We start from the raw sequence: 19,225 nt of genomic DNA on the forward strand, positions 1-19,225 counted from the left end.
GCAACTTTCGACTGGCTGGTCAAAAGGCAGAATGCTATCGCATCTGACCCTTTGACTTTTTATTCAATGTTGCTCTTCGTACTTGAATCCGCCCCGCTTGGATATGTAGCAAGTTCTGGTCTGAGTCATTCCATCGTCATAATCCACTGTCAAACTTGCCACATCGCAATAAGACATGGCACTCACCAATGATTTCCCTCTTTAAGTCTGTACTGACCGTCGTTTTGGTTTCCCTCGCATTTCTGTTGAATTCTGCCTTTGCACAAGACAATGCGATTGTGATTGGGCAAGCGATTGATTTGTCTGGCCCCAGCGGTAGTATCGGTCGTGATTATGTGGCGGGTATTACCACCTATTTTGATAGTCTGAATATTGCCGGCGGTCTCAATGGACGCCGGATTAAATATCTGGTGCGTGACGATCAGGGTGACGCTGCTATGTCCACTAAAGCAGTTGCTGAGCTGATCATTAAAGACAAAGTAGACTATTTATTGGGTGGAATTGGTCTGTCGGTCACCAATGCAGTCGTTGCTTCGCCAGCGTTTAAACAAAGCACACTGACGCTATTTGCGCCGCTGGTTAGCTCCGTCAAAGACTACAATTCCCGCGTCGTCTTCTGGCGTCCTAGTCCAGAACAAGAGATGCAATATATCTTTTCTTATTTTGATAAGTTAGGTATCAAAAGCGTTGGTATCGCGTATCAGGAGTCTGAGTTCAATCAGGAAATGTACCAATACGTAGTAGCCGAAGTCAGTAAGCGCAAAATGAGCTTAAGCGGCGTCGCACGCATTTCTAATTCACCTGTGGAAAACGAAAAAGAAGCTAGCGCGCTGGCTACCAAAAATCCGGGCATCGTGATCGTTGTGTCGGATACCGTTGGGGCAGGCCTGTTTTTGAAACAGTTCCGTAAGCGCGCAGATAAGATATTTGTCGCAGGAATGTCTTTAATTAATTTAGAAACCTTGGCCGAAGTCGCCGGGCGCAGTGCCTTGGAGTGGACAGTATTTTCGCAAGTCGTCCCCAATCCTCTGGGTAAAAAAACCATCGTCCAGATTGACCATAGCGCGATGATGAAAAAGTTTCGGGATGAGGATTTATCTTCGTTGACGCTAGAGGGATTTATTGTCGCAAAGACTTTGGCAAAAGCGATCACTATGTCTAAATCTGGTCGAGATGGTTTGCAAGCATTAATCACACAAAAACATACACTCGACCTGGGTGGCATCAGCGTCACGCCGGACGACCCTAGTCGTCATATGTCTGGCTATGTAGATATCGCCTTGTTCCGTAAAGGTGGTGGCCTGTTATTTTGAGAGCTCATATAGATCGTTACCTAATGAATTCATAGTGACTTCACAGGCTCATGCCACTGGATTCCCGCCCTCGCTAGAATGACGCGTGCTCCAGTACTTCTGCTTTGCTTTATCCCATCCTTCATCAGCGCTTTTGAAGCGAGCTCAGACTTGGTTTATGCTTAGTCATCTATAAAATTAGCTATAAAACCAGCTTTAAAATTAGTTTTAAATCAGCAACCATCCAGGCCACTTTTTCCACCCCTCACTGATCAGTGCAGGATTCAAGCTTTCTTGCCATTTTCCAACTTTGCTGCAATTGGATTTACAATGCCTCCCAGCCAGTTTTGTTCCGCATTATCAATGTGGTCAATTCTCTATTTGATAAAGCACGTTCACCACAATATTTTTTGCTGTATTGGCAATAAAAAAGAGTGAGCGATTAACGACTAAGCAGGCCACGAGTCTGCTTAGCTACAACAAATAAGTAACCCGATAGGAGACCACCTTGTTAACACAAAAACAAAAAATAGCCGCTATTCCAGAAGGGGCCGAAGCGTTGTTTTTCATTCAGATATTTGCCACCTTGGGTTTTGCCGTGTTGTATTCCACCTTGGTGTTATACGCGACTAAAAAACTGAACTTTAGTGTTAAGGACGCCACCGCGATTATGGGTGTGTTTGGCGCATTCAATTACGGCTTGCATTTATTCGGCGGTTATCTGGGTGGTCGTTTTATCAGCAATCGCAATTTGTTTGTTGGCGGCATGGTGTTGCAGGTGATTGGTTGCGGCTTGATTTCTGGCGGCACAGTACAGCAACTGTACTGGGGTTTAGCTTTCTTCCTGACTGGCAGTGGCTTAAACGTCACTTGTTTAAATCTCATGCTCACGCAGCGATTTAAGCCAGAAGACGACCGTCGCGAAAGCGCGTTCCTCTGGAATTACGCCGGGATGAATTTGGGTTTTACTATCGGCTTTGCAGCGGCAGGTGCTTATCAATTACAACAGGATTACGCCAGTTTGTTTATCTTCGCCACCTTTGGTAACTTTATGGCGATCGTGCTTGCTGCATTTAACTGGAAGAAGCTATCGGACTTGAATACGCCTCTGCTACAAGCAGGACCAAATGAATTTAAATGGCGTTTATCCGTTGGTTTACTGGTCTTATTCGGTCTGGTACCGCTGATCTATTTTATGTTGCATCATGCCGAGGTCAGTGGCTACGTTGTACTGGCCATTAGCGCCGTGATTGCCTTAGTTTTAATTTGCCTCACTATTATTCATAAAGACCCGAGAGAACGCAGAAATATGTGCGCGTATTTAATCCTCGCTGTCGGTTCTTTAGTCTTTTGGACCTTGTACCAAATGGCACCGACGGGCCTGCAATTATTTGCAGACAATAATGTAGATCGCATGGTCTGGGGCTTTGAAGTTGCGCCGCAGTGGATACAAAATATCAATAGTTTTACCATCATGGTTGGTGGGCCTTTGATGGCAATGCTGTTTAGTTCGTTGCGTAAAAAGGGTTGGAATATCGACATTCCTAGGCAGTTTGCAGCGGCCTTAGTGTTGATCGGATTAGGATTTTTAGTTCTACCCTTAGGCATCACATTGGCAGCTGCCAATGGCCTGGTCGCTTTCAAATGGATCTTCATCAGTTACTTGCTGCAAAGCGCGGGCGAACTGCTGATCTCACCGATTGGTTATGCCATGATCGGTCGTCTGGCACCAACGCAATATCAAGGTGTAATGATGGGCACCTGGATGCTGGTCACTGGCACGGCATCCATTTTCTCCAGTTATTTCTCTGGACTGATCCCCGAAGCGGCAAGCGGCATGGCAGCCTCCACCAATCCAACTTACTATCAAATTTTTTCTAATCTTGGTTGGGGTGCGGTTGGAGTCGGTGTGGTGCTGGTTTTGTTGATACCGGTATTGCGTAAATTAATTACCAACGGCGTTCAAGCAGTTGAGCCATCACCAATTTAATTGCTGTTGGATTTGTGATCAGAAACCGCAGCAATAATTGCGTTTGACAGTCGATAAACTGCCGAGGATACTGATAGTGACGAAGGCAAAAAATTGCCTTCGTCACGCAAATGATGGTGAATGATCGTCGCTTCTCTGTTAGCTTGCGTCTGCTTGGTTGTGATGCCAAAGGAGATCAAAATGCGCAAATGGCTGATGTTATTACCCATCGTTTTGCTGGCGGCTTGTGCAACTCCGGCCAAGCCACCACCACCGTCTCTTTTCAACGATGCGCTATTTGCACCGCCTTCCACGCATGTTAACGCTCAGGACGTGTTTGCCGTTAATCAGCCAATGAGAGATTATCTTAGTACGGCCATCGTTGGACAACTTCATGGCAAGGGATATAAGCAAACCTTATTTGATGCCTTGTATAAAAAAGATGGCCTCAGGCTTGAATATGATGCCGTGATGACGCGTAATGCGTCAGAAGCTTTTTCTGCCCGGTCTGGCAACTGCTTGTCCCTCGTCATCATGACCGCTGCTTTCGCCAAAGAATTAAACCTAGAAATTCAGTATCAGCGGGTCGATACCGAAGAGATCTGGAGTCGTAATGGCGGTCTGTACTTTTCTAGCGGACATGTCAATTTAGTGCTTGGGAAAAGGCGATTTGACATCGATCATAGTTATGACTCCAACCGCTTGATGACCATAGATTTTTTGCCGCCAGAAGAAATTTTAGGCCAGCGTGTAGTATCGATTGATGAAAACGCCATCGTCGCTATGTACATGAATAATCGCGCCGCTGAAGCGCTTACTCTAGGCAAGCTGGATGATGCCTATTGGTGGGCGCGCGAGGCTGTAATACAAGACCCAAAATTTTTACCTGGCTATAATACTTTGGCTGTCATTTATCGACAGACAAAACATTTAACCGAAGCAGAGCAGGTATTAACCCACGCGATTCAGCTAGATCCGCAGAACCTGGTCGTCATGTCCAACTTAATACAAGTATGGAAACTGGTGGGTAAGGATGCGCAAGCAAATATGCTGAGCCAGACGCTAGAAAAACTACAAAATTATCCGCCTTTTTATTATTTTGAGCGCGGCATTAGCGCAATCAAAAAAGGCGATTTTAGAGCTGCCAGAGATTTTTTTATTGAAGAAATTAAACATGCACCGGACTATCATGAGTCCCATTTCTGGCTTGCGATAGCTTACCTAAAACTAGGCGAAAATAAACTCGCAACCGAACAACTAGCCATCGCTAAAGAAAACAGTACTACGCGTAGTGATTATGCTTTGTACTCAGCCAAGTTAGATCATATCAACGCTGTTAATCAGCGTTTTTGACATTAATTTTTTATTGAATATTGCCAACAATACTGGTGTTGGCACGAGTGATAAAACAGCGATAAATCCGGCGATAAAGTAAATCGTCAAGCTAAGGATAAAGCTAACGACAGCACCATTTTTACCGTCGCAATAAAACAGAATGAAGGTCAAATGAAGTTAAATCAGTCCACTCTTATCATGATCGCCGCGGTCAATATGTTCATCGCCGTCGCCGCAGGCGCATTTAGCGCGCACGGGCTAAAAACAATACTCAGTACCGACATGCTGGCAGTCTGGCAAACCGCAGTAACTTACCAGACCAGCCATGCGCTTGGCTTATTTGGCATCGCCTTGCTGATGCCGCGTTTGCAGTCCATCTGGCTAGCGCGCTCTGCCACTGCGATGCTGATCGGTATTGTGATTTTTAGTGGAAGTTTATATTTACTGGCAGCCAGTGGCATACGCTGGTTCGGTGCGATCACGCCACTTGGCGGACTAGCATTTTTACTCGCCTGGGCAATGCTCGCATGGGCGGCGTATCGCGATACCAAATCAGTTTGATTACACATAAAAGAAAGCACATCATGCGCACCATCATCGTTTTATCAGTACTTACTTTAGTTAGTGCATGCAGCAAAAAACCAGAGCCAGCGATCTCCTCAGAACCACCACTATTCAAGATTGCCGAGCCACAGCGCGAGCAATTACAGAAAGCTAAACAGGTAGAGCAGACCTTACAAAAAACAGCCGACGCACAACGTCAGGTGATTGATGAGGTAAGCGCTAGTCAGGTTGAGAAGTGACCTTGATTGATAGTCTGCCTTATTTTGTAAACATAGTTCATGGCTCTTAGGCAGCGATTGCAATACCGTTCTGTACAACAAGTCTGAGTGCGATTACTTGACTACCTCAATATTAATAACTTTACTTTTGATGTAATAAGGAACGTGTTGATGATCGGCGAAAAGTAACTGGAGAGTATGTTTTCCTGGGGGTAAATTCAATACTGTTTCAGTCTCGCCTTTGCCAAAATGTTTGTAATGTTGATGTTCTATTTCGTCAGGTTTATCAAACGGTATGGGTGCTTTAATATCGGCTGGGAAAGGTAGGTCGATCAAAATATGATGATGTCCTGTTCCCTCAACCTTGCCTGCAATTACAGGTGCGACTCCCATGCCGTACACCGAGAAGGCTACGCGAAACGGTGATTTGACTTTATCGCCGTCTTTAATATTCGTAAAGTACGCTTGTTTATCTCCTATCGGAAACGGGCGAGTTCTGTCAGATGCGTTGATTGTGCTAATTGCCGCCTCGGTATCGACTGGAGACTGATTTGTGGCTCCAGTTTTGTTGGTCGCCGCCAAAACTACTGTTTGTGATCCAGCTGTTAATAATGAGATAAAGAAAAGAAATTGTAGTTTTGATTTGGAAAATTGCTTAGTCATCAGACCTCCTGAAATATTGCACTGAACACGCAAATTACTTTGCATCAACATCAGTTTATCTGATTAAGCCGAGCTGCGTTTTATCCGCCACACGGCACCGATTAGGGTCTCAAATTGTTCCGGCGAGGCTTTAGTCAACCATTCGGTTGCTCTATTTCTCATTCACCTTCACCACAGTTACCGTGCAATGCGATTCGGCGACTACTTGTGTGGACACGCTGCCGAGATAGCGTTTGATGGCGGAACTTCCTCTTGATCCTATGATGATGTGATCGACGTCGTTGTTGTTGGCGTAGTCGAGGATGGCACTGGCTGGATCGTGTGCTTCCAGTACGTGGAAGGTGATTTTGTCTGGGGTGATGTTGAGTGGCCTTGCCCAGTGTTTGAGGTCGACTAATTGTTTGACATGGATGTTTTGGCCTTGCTGGATCAGGCTGTCGTCCATGCCGATGCGGTTGGTTTTGCGCACCGTCACGCAGGCGAGTCGTGCACCTTGTTTGGTTTGCAGTGAGCGTTCGGTGATATTGCGCAGACTGTCGGCTAGTTGTGTTGAGGCATTGGTTGGATTGCCGGGATTGCTTGGATTGCTCAAGTCGAGTGCCACCATAATGATGGGCGCTTGCGATAATTGCTCGGTCACGCTATGCGGTAGCGCGGGTTCTGATCCTGCGGCCTGGAAGCGTCGTTTGAGTACCGATAAATAGCCGTCTTGCTCGGTTTTTTCTGCTCTGTCGGTGAGCGTTAATTGTTCTGGATATTGCAGTGATAAAGCGAGCTGGGCGGCGGTGTCAAACCGGGCAGCCGGATTGACTTCCAGGCAGCGCAAAATAATTTCTTGTAGCCAGTCGGGGATGTTGGGATTGTGGCTGCGTGGTGGAATCGGGTCGCGGTATAAACGTTTTTTCAAACCATTGACTGTGGTCGGATATCCATACGGACGTTGACCAGTCGCTAGGTGATACAGCAAAACACCTAAGGCGAATAAATCGCTGCGGGGTTCGTTACGCACACCCAGCACTTGCTCTGGCGAGATGTAGGGACCGGTGCCGAGTGGCAGTCGAAATTCTTCATCTAGCAGGTCGGGCAGTTTGTCATGTCGTGATAGACCAAAATCAATCAGCACGGCGGACCCAGCTGCGCGGAACATAATATTGCTGGGTTTGATATCGAGATGGATCACGCCCTGACGATGTAAATCTTGCAGCGCATGCGCGATCTTGATGCCGATATCGACCACCTCGGCCACGGGCAGCGGGGCCTGATCAAAGCGGCTGCGCAGTGATTCGCCAGCAATGTGTTCCATGACGATATACGGTTGGGCATCAAAATCACCGGAGCCGAAATATCGCGGTACATGCTTACCCTTGAGTTTGGGCATGATCATTTGTTCGACCTCAAACGCGACGATGGCAGTGGGGTCTTCGCTGGAAAAAAGCAGCGGTACTTTCATGATCAGTGCAGGCTGGGTTTTATCTTGCTCGTCAATATCGCCTGGTCCGCTTGGTTCCGGCGGGTGGCGTTGTTGCAGATCGCTGATACGCCATAAGGCTGCCATGCCGCCGGTGTGTAATTTTTCTTCCAGTAGGTAGCCATTGACTTGCATGCCCGTGTGCAGAACGCGGTGATGTGAGGGCGAACTTGAAGCCAGCTTGGCGTGTTCAACTGGACCGTTGTCGCTCTTCGGTGGTGACGGTGTTGAAGGTGCTGGCGGAGCTGGCAATTTTTTACCCGTTTCTGTTTGGCTTGATTGGCTGGACTTGTGATCTTTGCTGAATTTAGTTGCCGCTCACCAGTCGCTGTGCCAGAACTGCAGGCAAACCGGCGGCGATGACTTTGAGCGCTGTCGCGTCGTGATCGTACGGGATGCGGTAGTAGGTCAGCTCTAGTGTTTCTGTATCAAAAGTGGCGTAACACGCAGCCGGATTGCCGTCTCGCGGTTGCCCGACTGCACCGGGTATCACCAGCCAGCGGCGTTGTTTGTTGAGTGGAATACTGTGTTCTGGCGCAGGTAAAAATTCGCCGGTTTTGCCTGCCAGAGTCATGTGGTACAGCCGCGGTAAATGGACGTGGCCACAAAACGTGATGTGCGCTTTGGTCGCGTACATGCTGCGCATGGCCTCCATCACACCATCGACATATTCCCAATGTTCGGGCGCCCAGGCGTTGGCGTGGACTAGCAAAATGTCGGGCAGCTCTATGCGGTAAGGTAAATCACGAATAAAGCCGATCTGCGTTTCGTTCAGTTGCGAGCGGGTCCACTCTACGACTTGTCGTGCGGTGGGGTTCATGCCTTGTCTGTCGTCTTGCAGCAGGCCTACGTCATGGTTGCCCATGAGTACATGCGCACCGCGCTGAGCATACTCCATCACCGTGCTCATCACCCAGGCGGGATCAGCGCCATAGCCAATCAGATCGCCCAAAAACGCATATTGCTGGACTTTTTGCTGCTGCGCATGAGCCAGGACAGCTTCCAGTGCTTCGCGATTGGCATGTACATCGGTGAGAACGGCGAGCAGCATGATATGGATCTTGGTTTGGAGTAATGACTTTGGTGGATGATGAATTGTTCGTGAAGCTGCAAAGACAATCGACAATCAGTTTGCTTATTTTTTGAATAAGTAAGCAAAACTGATTTTAGTTCATTATGCTAACGCTGGCCTTACATTCATCGGGGCACGCAAAAAACCAACAAAGCAGTTTGTTGCCGAGATTGAGATAACGCCAAGACTTCTTTACTTCGCTTGCTTTTGGATGTCATCTCGGCCAATACCACGCCGGAATGACGTCCCGTCTCTTTTGAGCATTATGTGGTGAGCATCGATGAGATGAACATCAATATTCAATCTGAATATGGTCGCTAAATACTATTACTCATGGGTAGTATATTTAGTTGTCCATAGATTTACTGCCTCACAGGCCATTTTTATAAGAAATTATGGGGAGTATATTGATTTCCTTAGTTTTATACCGTCGCTGCGGCATATTCTTGATAGCCGTTGGCGCGTAGCGCGCAGGCCGGGCAAGTGCCGCAGCCGTGACCCCATGCATGCAATTGTCCGCGTTCGCCGAGGTAGCAGGTGTGGGTGTCAGCGCGGATCAGGTTGACCAGATCGGTGCCGCCCAATTGTTCTGCTAATTGCCAGGTCTGGGCTTTGTTGATCCACATCAGCGGAGTTTCTAATTTGAGCCGGGTTGCCATGCCAAGGTTGAGTGCGACTTGCAAGGCTTTCATACTGTCGTCGCGGCAATCGGGGTAGCCGGAGAAGTCAGTCTCGCACATCCCGCCGACCAGCACGTTGGCACCGCGCCGGTACGCCAGTGTTGCGGCGACCATCATAAACATCAGATTGCGACCTGGGACAAAGGTGTTGGGCAGGCCGTTCTCTTGCATGACGATTTCTATATCTTCCGTCATTGCGGTGTGGGATAGCTGCGAGATCAGCGACAGGTCGATCATATGATCTTCGCCCAGCTTGCTGTCCCAGTCGGCCGACAAGCTGCGCATCTTTTCTAGCAAAATCGGGCGTTGCCCTAACTCGATCGCGTGGCGCTGGCCGTAATCAAAGCCGATGGTTTCTACCCGCTGATAGCGTGACAAAGCCCATGCCAGGCAGGTGGTGGAATCTTGGCCGCCGCTGAACAGAACCAGTGCGCTGTCGTTTGAAGAGTTCATATAGATTTATTATGTTTGTATACTGGATGGGAGTAGGCTTGTTTGGTACTTAATTGTCCATAGAATATATGGACAATCCAGTGATCAGGCTAAATACTCCCCTTATTTTTAAAATCAACGGAGTTGCGGCGTAAAGCCTGCCAAAGCCCGCACAGCATTTTATCAAGATCAGGTGAGATTGCTGGCAGTCAATGAAATATTGTAAGAGAATGAGATACTTTTGTTCAAAATAGCTGTCTATTTACATCAACACCTACCCTGATTTTTTCTAAAAAGACTGCATGAGCTTCACCAAAAAATTTCTCTCTTCTTCTATCTTGTCCGTGATTGATCAGGGCATGCTCAGTGCGCTGAATTTTGCGATTGGCATGCTATTGATACGTCTGGCGACCAAAGAGGATTACGGTTTATACGGCCAATTGTACGCTGGTGGTTTGTTGGCCGGCCTGGTGGTGGATTCCTGGATCGCAGGACCCTTGACGACGGTTGCCAGTGCAGTGCAAGAGAACACCAGAAAAGCCTTGTTACGTCACTACTGGAAACGTCAGATCTGGAGCACGCTATTGATGGGCGGACTGGCGTTTGTGATTGTCGCCTTTATCCCAGCAGCCACGCACAACAGTCAGCCTGGCTATTTACTGGCGATTGCTTTTGCCGCGTACGTGATTGGTAATGGCGTGCGTGAATACGGTCGTACTGTTGGTTTTATTCAATCGGACATTTTTGCCGTACTGCGTCAGGATATTGTCTATGTGACTTTGGTCGCACTGAGTTTGCTAGCGCTGTATTTGACAGATCATCTTGGTTTGGAATGGATTTTTGCTTGTCTGGCGAGCTCATCAATTGTCTGTTCTTTACTCGGCATCGGACGTTTAAAAGCCAGTACTAGTAATCACAGCGACCATCAAAATCAGACCTTAAGTGAGACTGCAAGTGACACACTGAGCGGCGCAAAAATTACCCAAGTCCAGGAAGATTTGCAGCAGGTAATTGTCGATCATCAGGACACCATTAGTGGACATGGCCGCTGGGCGATTTTAGGCGTGCTGGTCGGCTGGCTGTCTAACTACAGCTATGTATATTTGTCCGGCGCATGGCTAGGCGTGGCGGCGATTGCGGACTTGAATGCCTCACGTACTTTATTGATGCCCATACCGCTGGCAGTGGCAGCATGGTCGCGGATTGCGCGGCCAGAAGCTAGCCGCCTGATGGCGGAGCAAAACTGGACTGGCCTACGCAAGCTAACCTTGTTTTCTATCGCCGGGATTGAGCTAGTGGTGCTGGCCTATGTGGGCGTAATGCTGCTGATGTTGCCTTGGCTGGAGGCGCATGTGATCGGTGCCAAATACAGCGGGCTTGATCCCTTGGTGATGCTGTGGGGTGCCTACTTTGCGATCAACGCCGCACGTTGGGTCGGCACCTCCTGGCTGAGCAGCGGCGGTGCTTTTCGTTCCCTGTTTTATCTGGGGAGCGTGACTTTGGTACTGGTATTGGGCATCACCTCATGGACCATACCGCACCTCGGCACGTCGGGCGCGATTACCGCATTGATCGCGGTAGAAGTGTTTGAACTCTTCGTAGTGTGGAAATATATTCTGCCGGGTTTGCAGAAGAACGCGTGATGTTAATTTAATCGAGATTTCCCCTATGGGAAGCGCTTAGCCAGATGCTGCGCCAGCATGGTCGCCAGATATGTTTGCGACCACATTGGTGTGAAGGTATGGTCAACGCCATTAATCACTTCAATTTTAAGACTGTCTCTGTGCTGCAAAAGATGGGCATTGCTACCCAGATGTTTGGTCATCAAATCGATGCTGCTGTCGTTGGCATCAAACACAAATACTAATTCCACCCCACGCGCCTGCATGGTCTTAAAGTTTCTGGCGACCGGTCCCAGCAGGTGATGAGTTTTCATAAAATGCGCTAAACGATGTCGTATATGATCGAGCAGTTTTTGTATCAATTTTTTAGCAAGATTTCTAAAAATCTTACGAGAGGCAATTTTGCCTCTGAGCATGCGACGCCATGTATTGCCATGCGTGGCAGCTTTAAAATAAAACTGGGTTGATTTAAAGGTCGCTGCTTTTTTCGTCTGTATTACGTTACCGGTGCGCCAGTGAAACGTCAGCTGATTCATCAATACCAGACCAGTCACACGCGGGTCGTGTACCGCTGCCAGATACGACAGATACGCCCCAGAACATAAGCCTGCCAGCACAAAGCTGGGTTGTCTGTAAGCTTGCTGCATAAACTGCATGGCAGAGCCGATATCCTCTACGCCTTGCAATCCGTGTACATCATTTTCCTGCTCTTCCGGTGTTGGTTGGCTGTAGCCGATACCGCGCTTGTCATAACGCAAAACAGTAAAGCCTTGCGCAGCCAGTGTGCGCGCCATCGTTACATATAAGCGATGATTGCCGACGCGATGATTGGCACCGACATTGGTGAGGATAATGGCTGGTCGCGCAGTGTCGTTTTTGGCTTTGTCTATGTTGATTCCGATATCGGTGCTGGTGGCGGTCGGGCTAGGCTGGGTAACGATGCCAACCATGCCATCAAACTGTACGATTTCTTCCTGCAATACTTGTTCGCCATGCCGGATACGACAGCGCGTGGTCAGCATGTTTGCTGAGGTGGATGTTGTATCGTCCTGCTGATCTTGTAATGAGACTTGCTGCAACGGGATTTGCTGTATCAACCATTGGCACATTTCTGCCCAGATCGCATGCGGCACGCTGGACTCATGCGCATCTTCGGTCATCATTGCGGCATAACCTGGAGTGGTAATCAGATGCATCTGATATTCATCACGCCGCCAGGTCGTCGCCAGTTTGGCCTCTTGACCAGAGATATCATCACGCGCGGCGATCATAACGGCAGCCGGTGGCGATGCCAGATTGAGGATGTTTAATTCGCTTAAAGCTGCACGCGTACTGGCGCAAAATGTATAGCCCGTCAGCTGATCATCACTGACGCTATGTTCTGATGGTTTTGCTTCATTACTTTTATGCGCAGCGCCAACCCCACTCATGCCGCGCAAGACCATTAGTTCACGCACATAGGCTCGACCAGATATTACCGGTGCCAGCATTAGCAGCGCAGGTGAGGCTAACTCAGTTGCCAGGCCTGCTGCGAGTAAAGCACCCATGCGCATACCAAACAAACTGATCTGCTTCACTCCGGACAAGCGGCGTAGTTGTTCTGCCGCCTGACGTATATTGTGCTGCCAGGCAGCCACCCGCGCCGTATCACTCTGGGCAGAATCACCGCAGCCATCATAATCAAAAAAACAAACCGGAAAGCCAGCTTCTGCCAATTGCATCGCCAAGTGCTTATACGACAGATACGAGACCATATACTCATGCCCAAAGGGTGGGCAAAGTACCACGCCAGAATTGCGCATCGCCGTTTTAGGCGGGTGATACCAAGCTAACAAAGGCGTATCTGCATCGCCAAACCAGAATGCCTTTGCAGCATGCTGCTCTATATTCATTGGCGATGTTGTCGGGATGTCTGCCGACGTGAATGCGGGTCTGAATGCCGACATATGCATCGATGCGTGTGTTGATGTGAGCGTCGATTCTGACGATGGCGCATCGGCTAGCAACTGCTTGTCTGATGTCGTCATGTGATGCTGCTTTCCAGACGGCTTCCAGCATCACGGTCGTTGGCGTTCGCACTCGTACTCGCATTCGCATTCGCACTAGTAACGAGACTAGCATTCATAATCTTGCACGGACTAATGGCATTGAGCGCCGTAACTGTCCCTTGGATTTTGTCGGCACTTGCCAGATTTTTCTGGGTAATATCATTTTTGCTTAGGTGCGTCAGACGTGTCAGACGAATATGACGCTCTGTGCCAGGTGCCAGGTGGAAGAAATTATCTTCTGGCTGATATCCAACGACCTCAATTGCCAGCGACAGCGCAAGTTTTCGGGTTGAGACATGTAGCATCACATGGTCATCATCCGTCTGCACAAAATGCGCGTGTAAGCCCAGATCGCGCTCGACCGGATTACTTAACTGACCGATGCCCAACGGGAAATAGAAGGCCTCGCAATGCGCTGACGACGGTGCAGTTTGAAACCGCGCTACCGCCACATTATGTCCGGGCGGTCCAAAGCGATATGCATAGGTGGTATCAAAAAAATGTTCCAGCATACTATCCGCACGTACCTGCATCACGCTATGCGGTGCCAGATCAATCTGGAGTTGTCCTAGCGCGATACGCGTCTCGCCATGCCGGTATAAATCGAGTGATAGTGTGCCTTGGTAAGCGACTGCGCTATCATTCACGAGATGCAGCGCAAGACCGTTTAAACCCTCATCCGTCATTAATAGGCTTAACGGTGCCATTGCTCTTTTTGCGTAGTAATAAGCGGCTTTGGGTTTGCCGATGGCATCAATCAACCCCCAGCCGGCACCTAGCCAAAGATCACGTAAAAACCAGATCAAAGCACCGTGGCAACTTGATCCTGCACGCCGCCATTCGGCCAGCGTTTGTGCCATCACTTCGCCAGTTGTCACACGTGCCAGCGCCAGATAACGCGTCGGGTCGGCATAGCGTAAGCGCGCCGGATCGAGCTGAAATAATTGCGCCATATAGTGATCGCGCACATCCTCAAAATCCCAGCCTGTACCACTATCACGCGGTACCCGTTGCTTCCAGACTGGATGTGTACCGGGTGCTTCGCCATTTTTTAACAGCGCCTCTATCGTGCTGTCATCCGGCATATTTGAGAAGCCCAGACATTCAGAGGTAAAGCGCAGACCAGCGCGACGCGCATCCTCCAGCGGCCGTAAATAGGCACCAACGCCAAAGTAATGCGCAACACCCGCATCCAGCTGGAATGGCATGACGCCGCCGCTAGGGCTGGAGGCAATATAGGTGGCATCTGGCCGCATGGACTTACACAACTGCGGCAAACTGTCTGCAAAAAAATGATTACGCCATAGATTTGGCGCTACACCAAGCATTGCTGCCTGTTGCTCTATCTCTGAACTGCCGCATAACACCGCGATGCAGGGGGAGAGTTGTGTGCGGCCTAAAAATTGTGTCGCTTCTTGGCGGATGTTCTTAGCAAAAGCAGGATCATCCACTGGGTAATCCATATTGGCGAACATAAAATCCTGCCACACCAGTAGTCCAAGTTCATCACACAGCCGGTAAAAGTCATCGCTTTCATACAACATCGTGCCGCCGACCCGCAGCATATTCATACCAGCATCGCGGGCTAATGTCAGCGTTGGCAATAGATCAGATGCATCGCCAGCGAGTGAGATCAGATCTACCGGTGTCCAGCAGGCACCGCGACAAAATACCGAGACACCGTTCACATACAGATGGAAGTCGCCATCATTTTGTCGCACCTCAATTGTCCTGAAGCCGAGTTTGCCTAAGTCAAACAGGTATTGTTGTGTCCCAATAGTGACTTCAATATGTGCCGAGTATAAGGCAGGAGTGCAGGCCGGATTGCCGTGGGTGTGTGGCCACCAAAGCTGCGCTTGTGCAATCTGCATCTCTCCTTGCGCCAGTAGCTGATGCATTTCATTTTCTTTTTTTGCCAGTGTGAGCGCAAGACGTTGATCGCCTACGCATAAACTAATGGCTAAAGTAGCGCTATCAACCGACACGGACGTATTAATTTCGATTGTCGCATTGACGATACCGTCGCCATCTCGCACGCTGCTACGGATATCGGCATGGATGATCTGGACTACGCTCGCAGCTTCGATAACCACAGGCCGATACGGTCCGACTGGCGCAACCGGCGGCGACCATCCGGGAATACGACCAAGCAAGCTGGTGCGCAACCATCGTAATTGCTGTTGTTCTACTAGCTTAGTGCGCCAGCGTGCGCGTGGACGTCGGATTTTTAAAGTTGCGTTGACTGATTTAAAACGCAGACTGATTACGCCGTTTGTGCCGCCGCTCTGGTGTGCCTGCATGTCCACACGATATTGCCTGAACATATTGTCCGCGCTGAACAGCAGTGCATCATTCCAGTACACATCGACCAGACTTGCCAGCCCATCAAACCGCAGACTGGCAGCTTGCGACAAACTGCATTCACAACGGAACCAGTAATCGTAATCATCATAATTGGTTGCACCGTAGGCAAATTCTTTTGCCTCACGTTGTGCCGATGCCACTGTGCCGGGTACTTGGGCGGCTTTCCAGATCAGCGCATTTAACTCAGACGGTAATATAGACGCATCTGCAAACTGGCCTGCCTCGACCTCGGCATATTGCCACTCAGCGTCCAGGATGGTTTGACCGGGATGAGTGATTTTGGCCATCAGCCGTCCACCTTACCGTTCGCCTTGGATTGCTCGCCCACAAATACCGTCAGTTGATCTATCCCGGATTGCCAGTGCTGCGCCATTTCTATCAAGCCAGGCGTCAGATCAACCGGCTTTTTACCCATGACGGCGCGGGCGGTTTTTAGTAGCAAAGTTTTAGTTGCATTTGAGATGGCTTCAAAATGCGTTGCCGCAGTGTTTAATTGTTCTGCTGCTTCATCTGCCATGACCAAAGACTGCTGCAACCAGTGCAAATAACTGGCCCCGATACTAAACCCCGCACCCAATTGCCGCAGAGTGGCAAAGGCATAGGCATGATATGCCGTCAGACCCTCGATTTTTAAACGCTCTACATCAGCGATAAATACAGGCATAAACAGGCTGATGGGATTATGTTTTGGGCGGCGCGCCAGATGCTTTGCCAGCAAAGAGATAGAAATTATTGCCAGCGTCCGATCGTCTGCATGGTGTAAATGATCGAGTCGTACAAACTCGGCAAACAGTGGCATAAACGTCGCATCATATGGTGCGCTAACCCGGAAGGTTTTAACAAAATCCTCACCGCTCAACTGGTGATAACTGCTGTTATGGAAATAGCCTAAACGTTGCTGTTCTAAATCAATTTCTTGAATCGCAATCGTGGTCTTAACGTGATTACTGCGGTAATCGGTACCTGAAGTGTCGGGTAAATAAAAAGAATCGGCTTCTGTCAGTACCAGACGACCGCGTTGTAATTGTGTACAAGCGTTTTCTAACAAAGAGCGCCAGACATTGAGCTCTTGTACATCAATGCCATACAGCGCAAATAAATCTTCGTGCGGCGGTTTGTAGAAGGTCCATTGATCGCCATCAAAATCCAGCGCAAATACCATGGACATACAGGCGACGGGATTCAGTTTTAAGCTATGTAAAACCTCGATCCATACATCGATATAGCAATTGGTTTCTACCCAGGCGCGGTCAGATCCATGCAAGCTATGCTGCTGATAAGTTTGATGATCCATATCGCCAAGCGCTTGAAAACACGTGACGGATGAAGGATGTAGAGGTGGCTTCATGGCCAGAGTATGTCGCGCACAGTTTGTGGCCAGTGTGCGGTATCCATGCCGTGAGTTTTAAACAAAGCCATGACAATCCGTTCCAGACCAAAACCAAGGCAGGCGGTATGTGCCGTAGTGCCATCGGCTGTTTGGATATGAAATAATTTTCCGAAATGATCTTGATGGTAATTGAAGGAGCAAACCGCGGTAGGCTTCTCTTGCGAGATCACCGGGATCACGACTTCAAACTTCAATTGTTGTTCCCGCTGATTGGCTGCCAGCATGCGACCACCGCGCCCGAAGAAAGGATCGGAGGCGACTTCAGAGCGCGCAGGTAAGCCGAGCGACAGTAAAATATCAATGCCGCGTTGCAGCCATATATTGCGCCAGGCGATGACCATATCCGGGCTACCTGCACGGACAAATTCCCGCACACGGAAGGATTGCATACGGGTTGGTTCTGGCGATGGCTCGTTACGAAATACCCAATTTTGCATGTCGACTAAGCGACCATTCTCAGGCAGCGTACCGCTAAAGCTGGGGTAAACCGGATAACAGGCGGCAGGGGTCAAACACACCGCCGTCATGGTTTGTAGATGCGTCCACGGGCGACCTTCATGCACACATTCGCTGAGTTCTTTATGCTGGGCTTCGTTGCCGGTAAAACTAAAAATAGTGCCAGCCAGTTGCGGGAAAGAATCCAGAAATTCGCTTTGTTCCAATACCTTGCGATCAAGGCAAGGAGGGAAGGACATTTTAGTTGCACCGTCAGGCATCGCCAGGCGGCTTACTAAGTCATCAAATTGGCGCAATACATCTTCAAACATCGGGCCACGGCCAAAAATACCTTGTACACCGACCGGAATAATATGACCTGCAGCGACCAGATCATCGGTCAATAACTCGGGAGAAAAATCAATTGACATCGTTTGTCCTTTTAGTTTTTTTTAGGGATTGTTAATTTTTCTTTTGGCCGAATTTTAGTCATCTTTTAATATCAGCAATAAATTAGCATTGGTCGCTAAGATGCGATCATTGCCAACCATTAATGCGGCTGAATGAGCATCACGCAGATGACGACTCATACTGAATTTACTATCGTTTTTGTAGCCTAAAATTCCGCAGATTAATAAAGCTTTCCCCACAATCTGTGGCAGGATTTGCGATGTTTCTACTTTGAGATTATTGATTTTTAGCGCATACGGCATGGAGGATAAAATCCCTTGCGCTGCATCGGGTGCGGCAGCGAGTTGTTCGTATTCAATCAGGCAGGCTTGCACGGAAGTGCGCATAGTTTGCAAGGTGCAGACTAACTCGGCAAGACGCAATGCAGTTGGTGGCGTAGTACCTGGATTAGCTCTTGCCTGACCTCGCACAAACGCCCGTGCTTTATTGACTGCCGCTGCTGCAATACCTTGCCAGATGCCACTCCATAATAAGTGCGATACCGGTACTACCGTTACGCTAGACATGTCCGCAAACGGTGTCGCTATAATTTGCTCTGCACCACCACTCGCGCTGAGCAAAAATGGTGGGCTGCAAGTGCCGCGCATACCCATGGTGTCCCACTCGCCTTTTTGTTCTAAGCTGTAGTCGGCTTTGCGGACCAAAATTAAGGACTGATCGTTATTCGCGGCGTCTTCTGAGCGTCTTGCTGTCACCAATAAGTCATCTGCCTGAGCGCCGTAAGAAATCGTAGTCGCATTTTTAACTAACTTAAATTGCATACTATTTTTTTTGTCATCTTGTTGGACGTGACAGCTACTGCGTCGCATTTCTCCACCAACGCCAACCTCAGACGTGACTGAGGCAATCAGATATTGGTGTGTCACCAGGTCGCGTAAATACTGCTGATACCAAGGATGATCAGATGCATGCCGGACCAGAGTAATCACCTGTATCTGGTGCATCGCAAATACCATCGCGGTAGCAGAGCAATGCTGGCCTAACGCTTCACAAATCTCCACCAGAGTACTTAGGCTAGCGCCCGCACCACCCAGAGAGGCAGGAATATAAGCGCTTAATAATTGCGCCTCTTTTAGCGCAGTGATTGCCTCTTGCGGGAAACGACTATCCTTATCAACTGCATCTGCATGAGTGGCTGCAATTTCTTTAGCGATGGACTTAGCTTGTGCAATCAGTGTGGATGCAGAGGTGGATGCAGGCAT

General features: G+C 48.9%; 15 protein-coding genes. 6 read left to right on the forward strand and 9 right to left on the reverse strand.

Annotation, left to right across the window (positions count from 1 at the left end; translation table 11 throughout):
- Positions 1-188: 188 nt before the first annotated feature.
- The 5 genes from AAKU64_RS11940 (at position 189) to AAKU64_RS11960 (ending at position 5,399) form a co-directional block, all read left to right on the forward strand.
- Complete coding sequence (locus AAKU64_RS11940) at positions 189-1,313, forward strand: ABC transporter substrate-binding protein (RefSeq protein ID WP_354362179.1); 1,125 nt, start codon at positions 189-191, stop codon at positions 1,311-1,313.
- A 487-nt stretch (positions 1,314-1,800) separates the two neighbouring features.
- A complete protein-coding gene (locus AAKU64_RS11945; protein WP_354362180.1) occupies positions 1,801-3,282 on the forward strand; it encodes a peptide MFS transporter in 1,482 nt (493 codons plus the stop codon).
- A gap of 180 nt (positions 3,283-3,462) precedes the next feature.
- Complete coding sequence (locus AAKU64_RS11950; RefSeq protein WP_354362181.1) at positions 3,463-4,614, forward strand: tetratricopeptide repeat protein; 1,152 nt, start codon at positions 3,463-3,465, stop codon at positions 4,612-4,614.
- Positions 4,615-4,767: 153 nt separating this feature from the next.
- Complete coding sequence (locus tag AAKU64_RS11955; RefSeq protein WP_354362182.1) at positions 4,768-5,157, forward strand: DUF423 domain-containing protein; 390 nt, start codon at positions 4,768-4,770, stop codon at positions 5,155-5,157.
- 23 nt (positions 5,158-5,180) lie between these two features.
- Positions 5,181-5,399, forward strand: coding sequence for a hypothetical protein (locus tag AAKU64_RS11960; RefSeq protein WP_354328926.1), 219 nt, complete (start codon positions 5,181-5,183; stop codon positions 5,397-5,399).
- Positions 5,400-5,492: 93 nt separating this feature from the next.
- Here AAKU64_RS11960 and AAKU64_RS11965 read toward each other — a convergent pair whose 3' ends face one another.
- The 4 genes from AAKU64_RS11965 to queC all read right to left on the reverse strand — a co-directional run bounded on the left by AAKU64_RS11965 (position 5,493) and on the right by queC (position 9,714).
- Positions 5,493-6,041, reverse strand: a complete 549-nt coding sequence (locus tag AAKU64_RS11965) for a DUF4399 domain-containing protein (RefSeq protein ID WP_354328927.1) — start codon at positions 6,039-6,041, stop codon at positions 5,493-5,495.
- A gap of 151 nt (positions 6,042-6,192) precedes the next feature.
- Entirely contained in the window at positions 6,193-7,761 is a 1,569-nt protein-coding gene (locus tag AAKU64_RS11970) for a protein kinase domain-containing protein (RefSeq protein WP_354362183.1), read from the reverse strand.
- 55 nt (positions 7,762-7,816) lie between these two features.
- Entirely contained in the window at positions 7,817-8,560 is a 744-nt protein-coding gene (locus AAKU64_RS11975; RefSeq protein WP_354328931.1) for a metallophosphoesterase family protein, read from the reverse strand.
- 443 nt (positions 8,561-9,003) lie between these two features.
- A complete protein-coding gene (queC, locus tag AAKU64_RS11980; protein ID WP_354328933.1) occupies positions 9,004-9,714 on the reverse strand; it encodes a 7-cyano-7-deazaguanine synthase QueC in 711 nt (236 codons plus the stop codon).
- 281 nt (positions 9,715-9,995) lie between these two features.
- Between queC and AAKU64_RS11985 the strand changes: the two genes are divergently transcribed.
- Positions 9,996-11,336, forward strand: coding sequence for a lipopolysaccharide biosynthesis protein (locus tag AAKU64_RS11985; RefSeq protein WP_354328935.1), 1,341 nt, complete (start codon positions 9,996-9,998; stop codon positions 11,334-11,336).
- Positions 11,337-11,359: 23 nt separating this feature from the next.
- Here the strand turns inward: AAKU64_RS11985 and AAKU64_RS11990 are convergent, their stop codons facing one another.
- The 5 genes from AAKU64_RS11990 to AAKU64_RS12010 are packed head-to-tail and all read right to left on the reverse strand — an operon-like array spanning position 11,360 to position 19,225.
- Entirely contained in the window at positions 11,360-13,342 is a 1,983-nt protein-coding gene (locus AAKU64_RS11990) for an alpha/beta fold hydrolase (protein ID WP_354362184.1), read from the reverse strand.
- Positions 13,339-16,014, reverse strand: a complete 2,676-nt coding sequence (locus AAKU64_RS11995) for a glycoside hydrolase family 2 protein (protein WP_354328939.1) — start codon at positions 16,012-16,014, stop codon at positions 13,339-13,341. Before AAKU64_RS11995 ends, AAKU64_RS11990 begins: the two co-directional genes overlap by 4 nt.
- A complete protein-coding gene (locus AAKU64_RS12000; protein ID WP_354328941.1) occupies positions 16,014-17,075 on the reverse strand; it encodes a DUF1839 family protein in 1,062 nt (353 codons plus the stop codon). The genes AAKU64_RS11995 and AAKU64_RS12000 overlap by 1 nt, the downstream gene beginning before the upstream one ends.
- Positions 17,072-17,983, reverse strand: a complete 912-nt coding sequence (locus AAKU64_RS12005) for an amino acid--[acyl-carrier-protein] ligase (RefSeq protein ID WP_322120968.1) — start codon at positions 17,981-17,983, stop codon at positions 17,072-17,074. The genes AAKU64_RS12000 and AAKU64_RS12005 overlap by 4 nt, the downstream gene beginning before the upstream one ends.
- Before the next feature lie 54 nt (positions 17,984-18,037).
- On the reverse strand, positions 18,038-19,225 hold the full coding sequence (locus AAKU64_RS12010) for an acyl-CoA dehydrogenase family protein (RefSeq protein ID WP_354328943.1): 1,188 nt from the start codon (positions 19,223-19,225) through the stop codon (positions 18,038-18,040).

It is taken from the genome of Undibacterium sp. GrIS 1.8 (genome assembly GCF_040544445.1).
Lineage (GTDB): Bacteria > Pseudomonadota > Gammaproteobacteria > Burkholderiales > Burkholderiaceae_D > Undibacterium.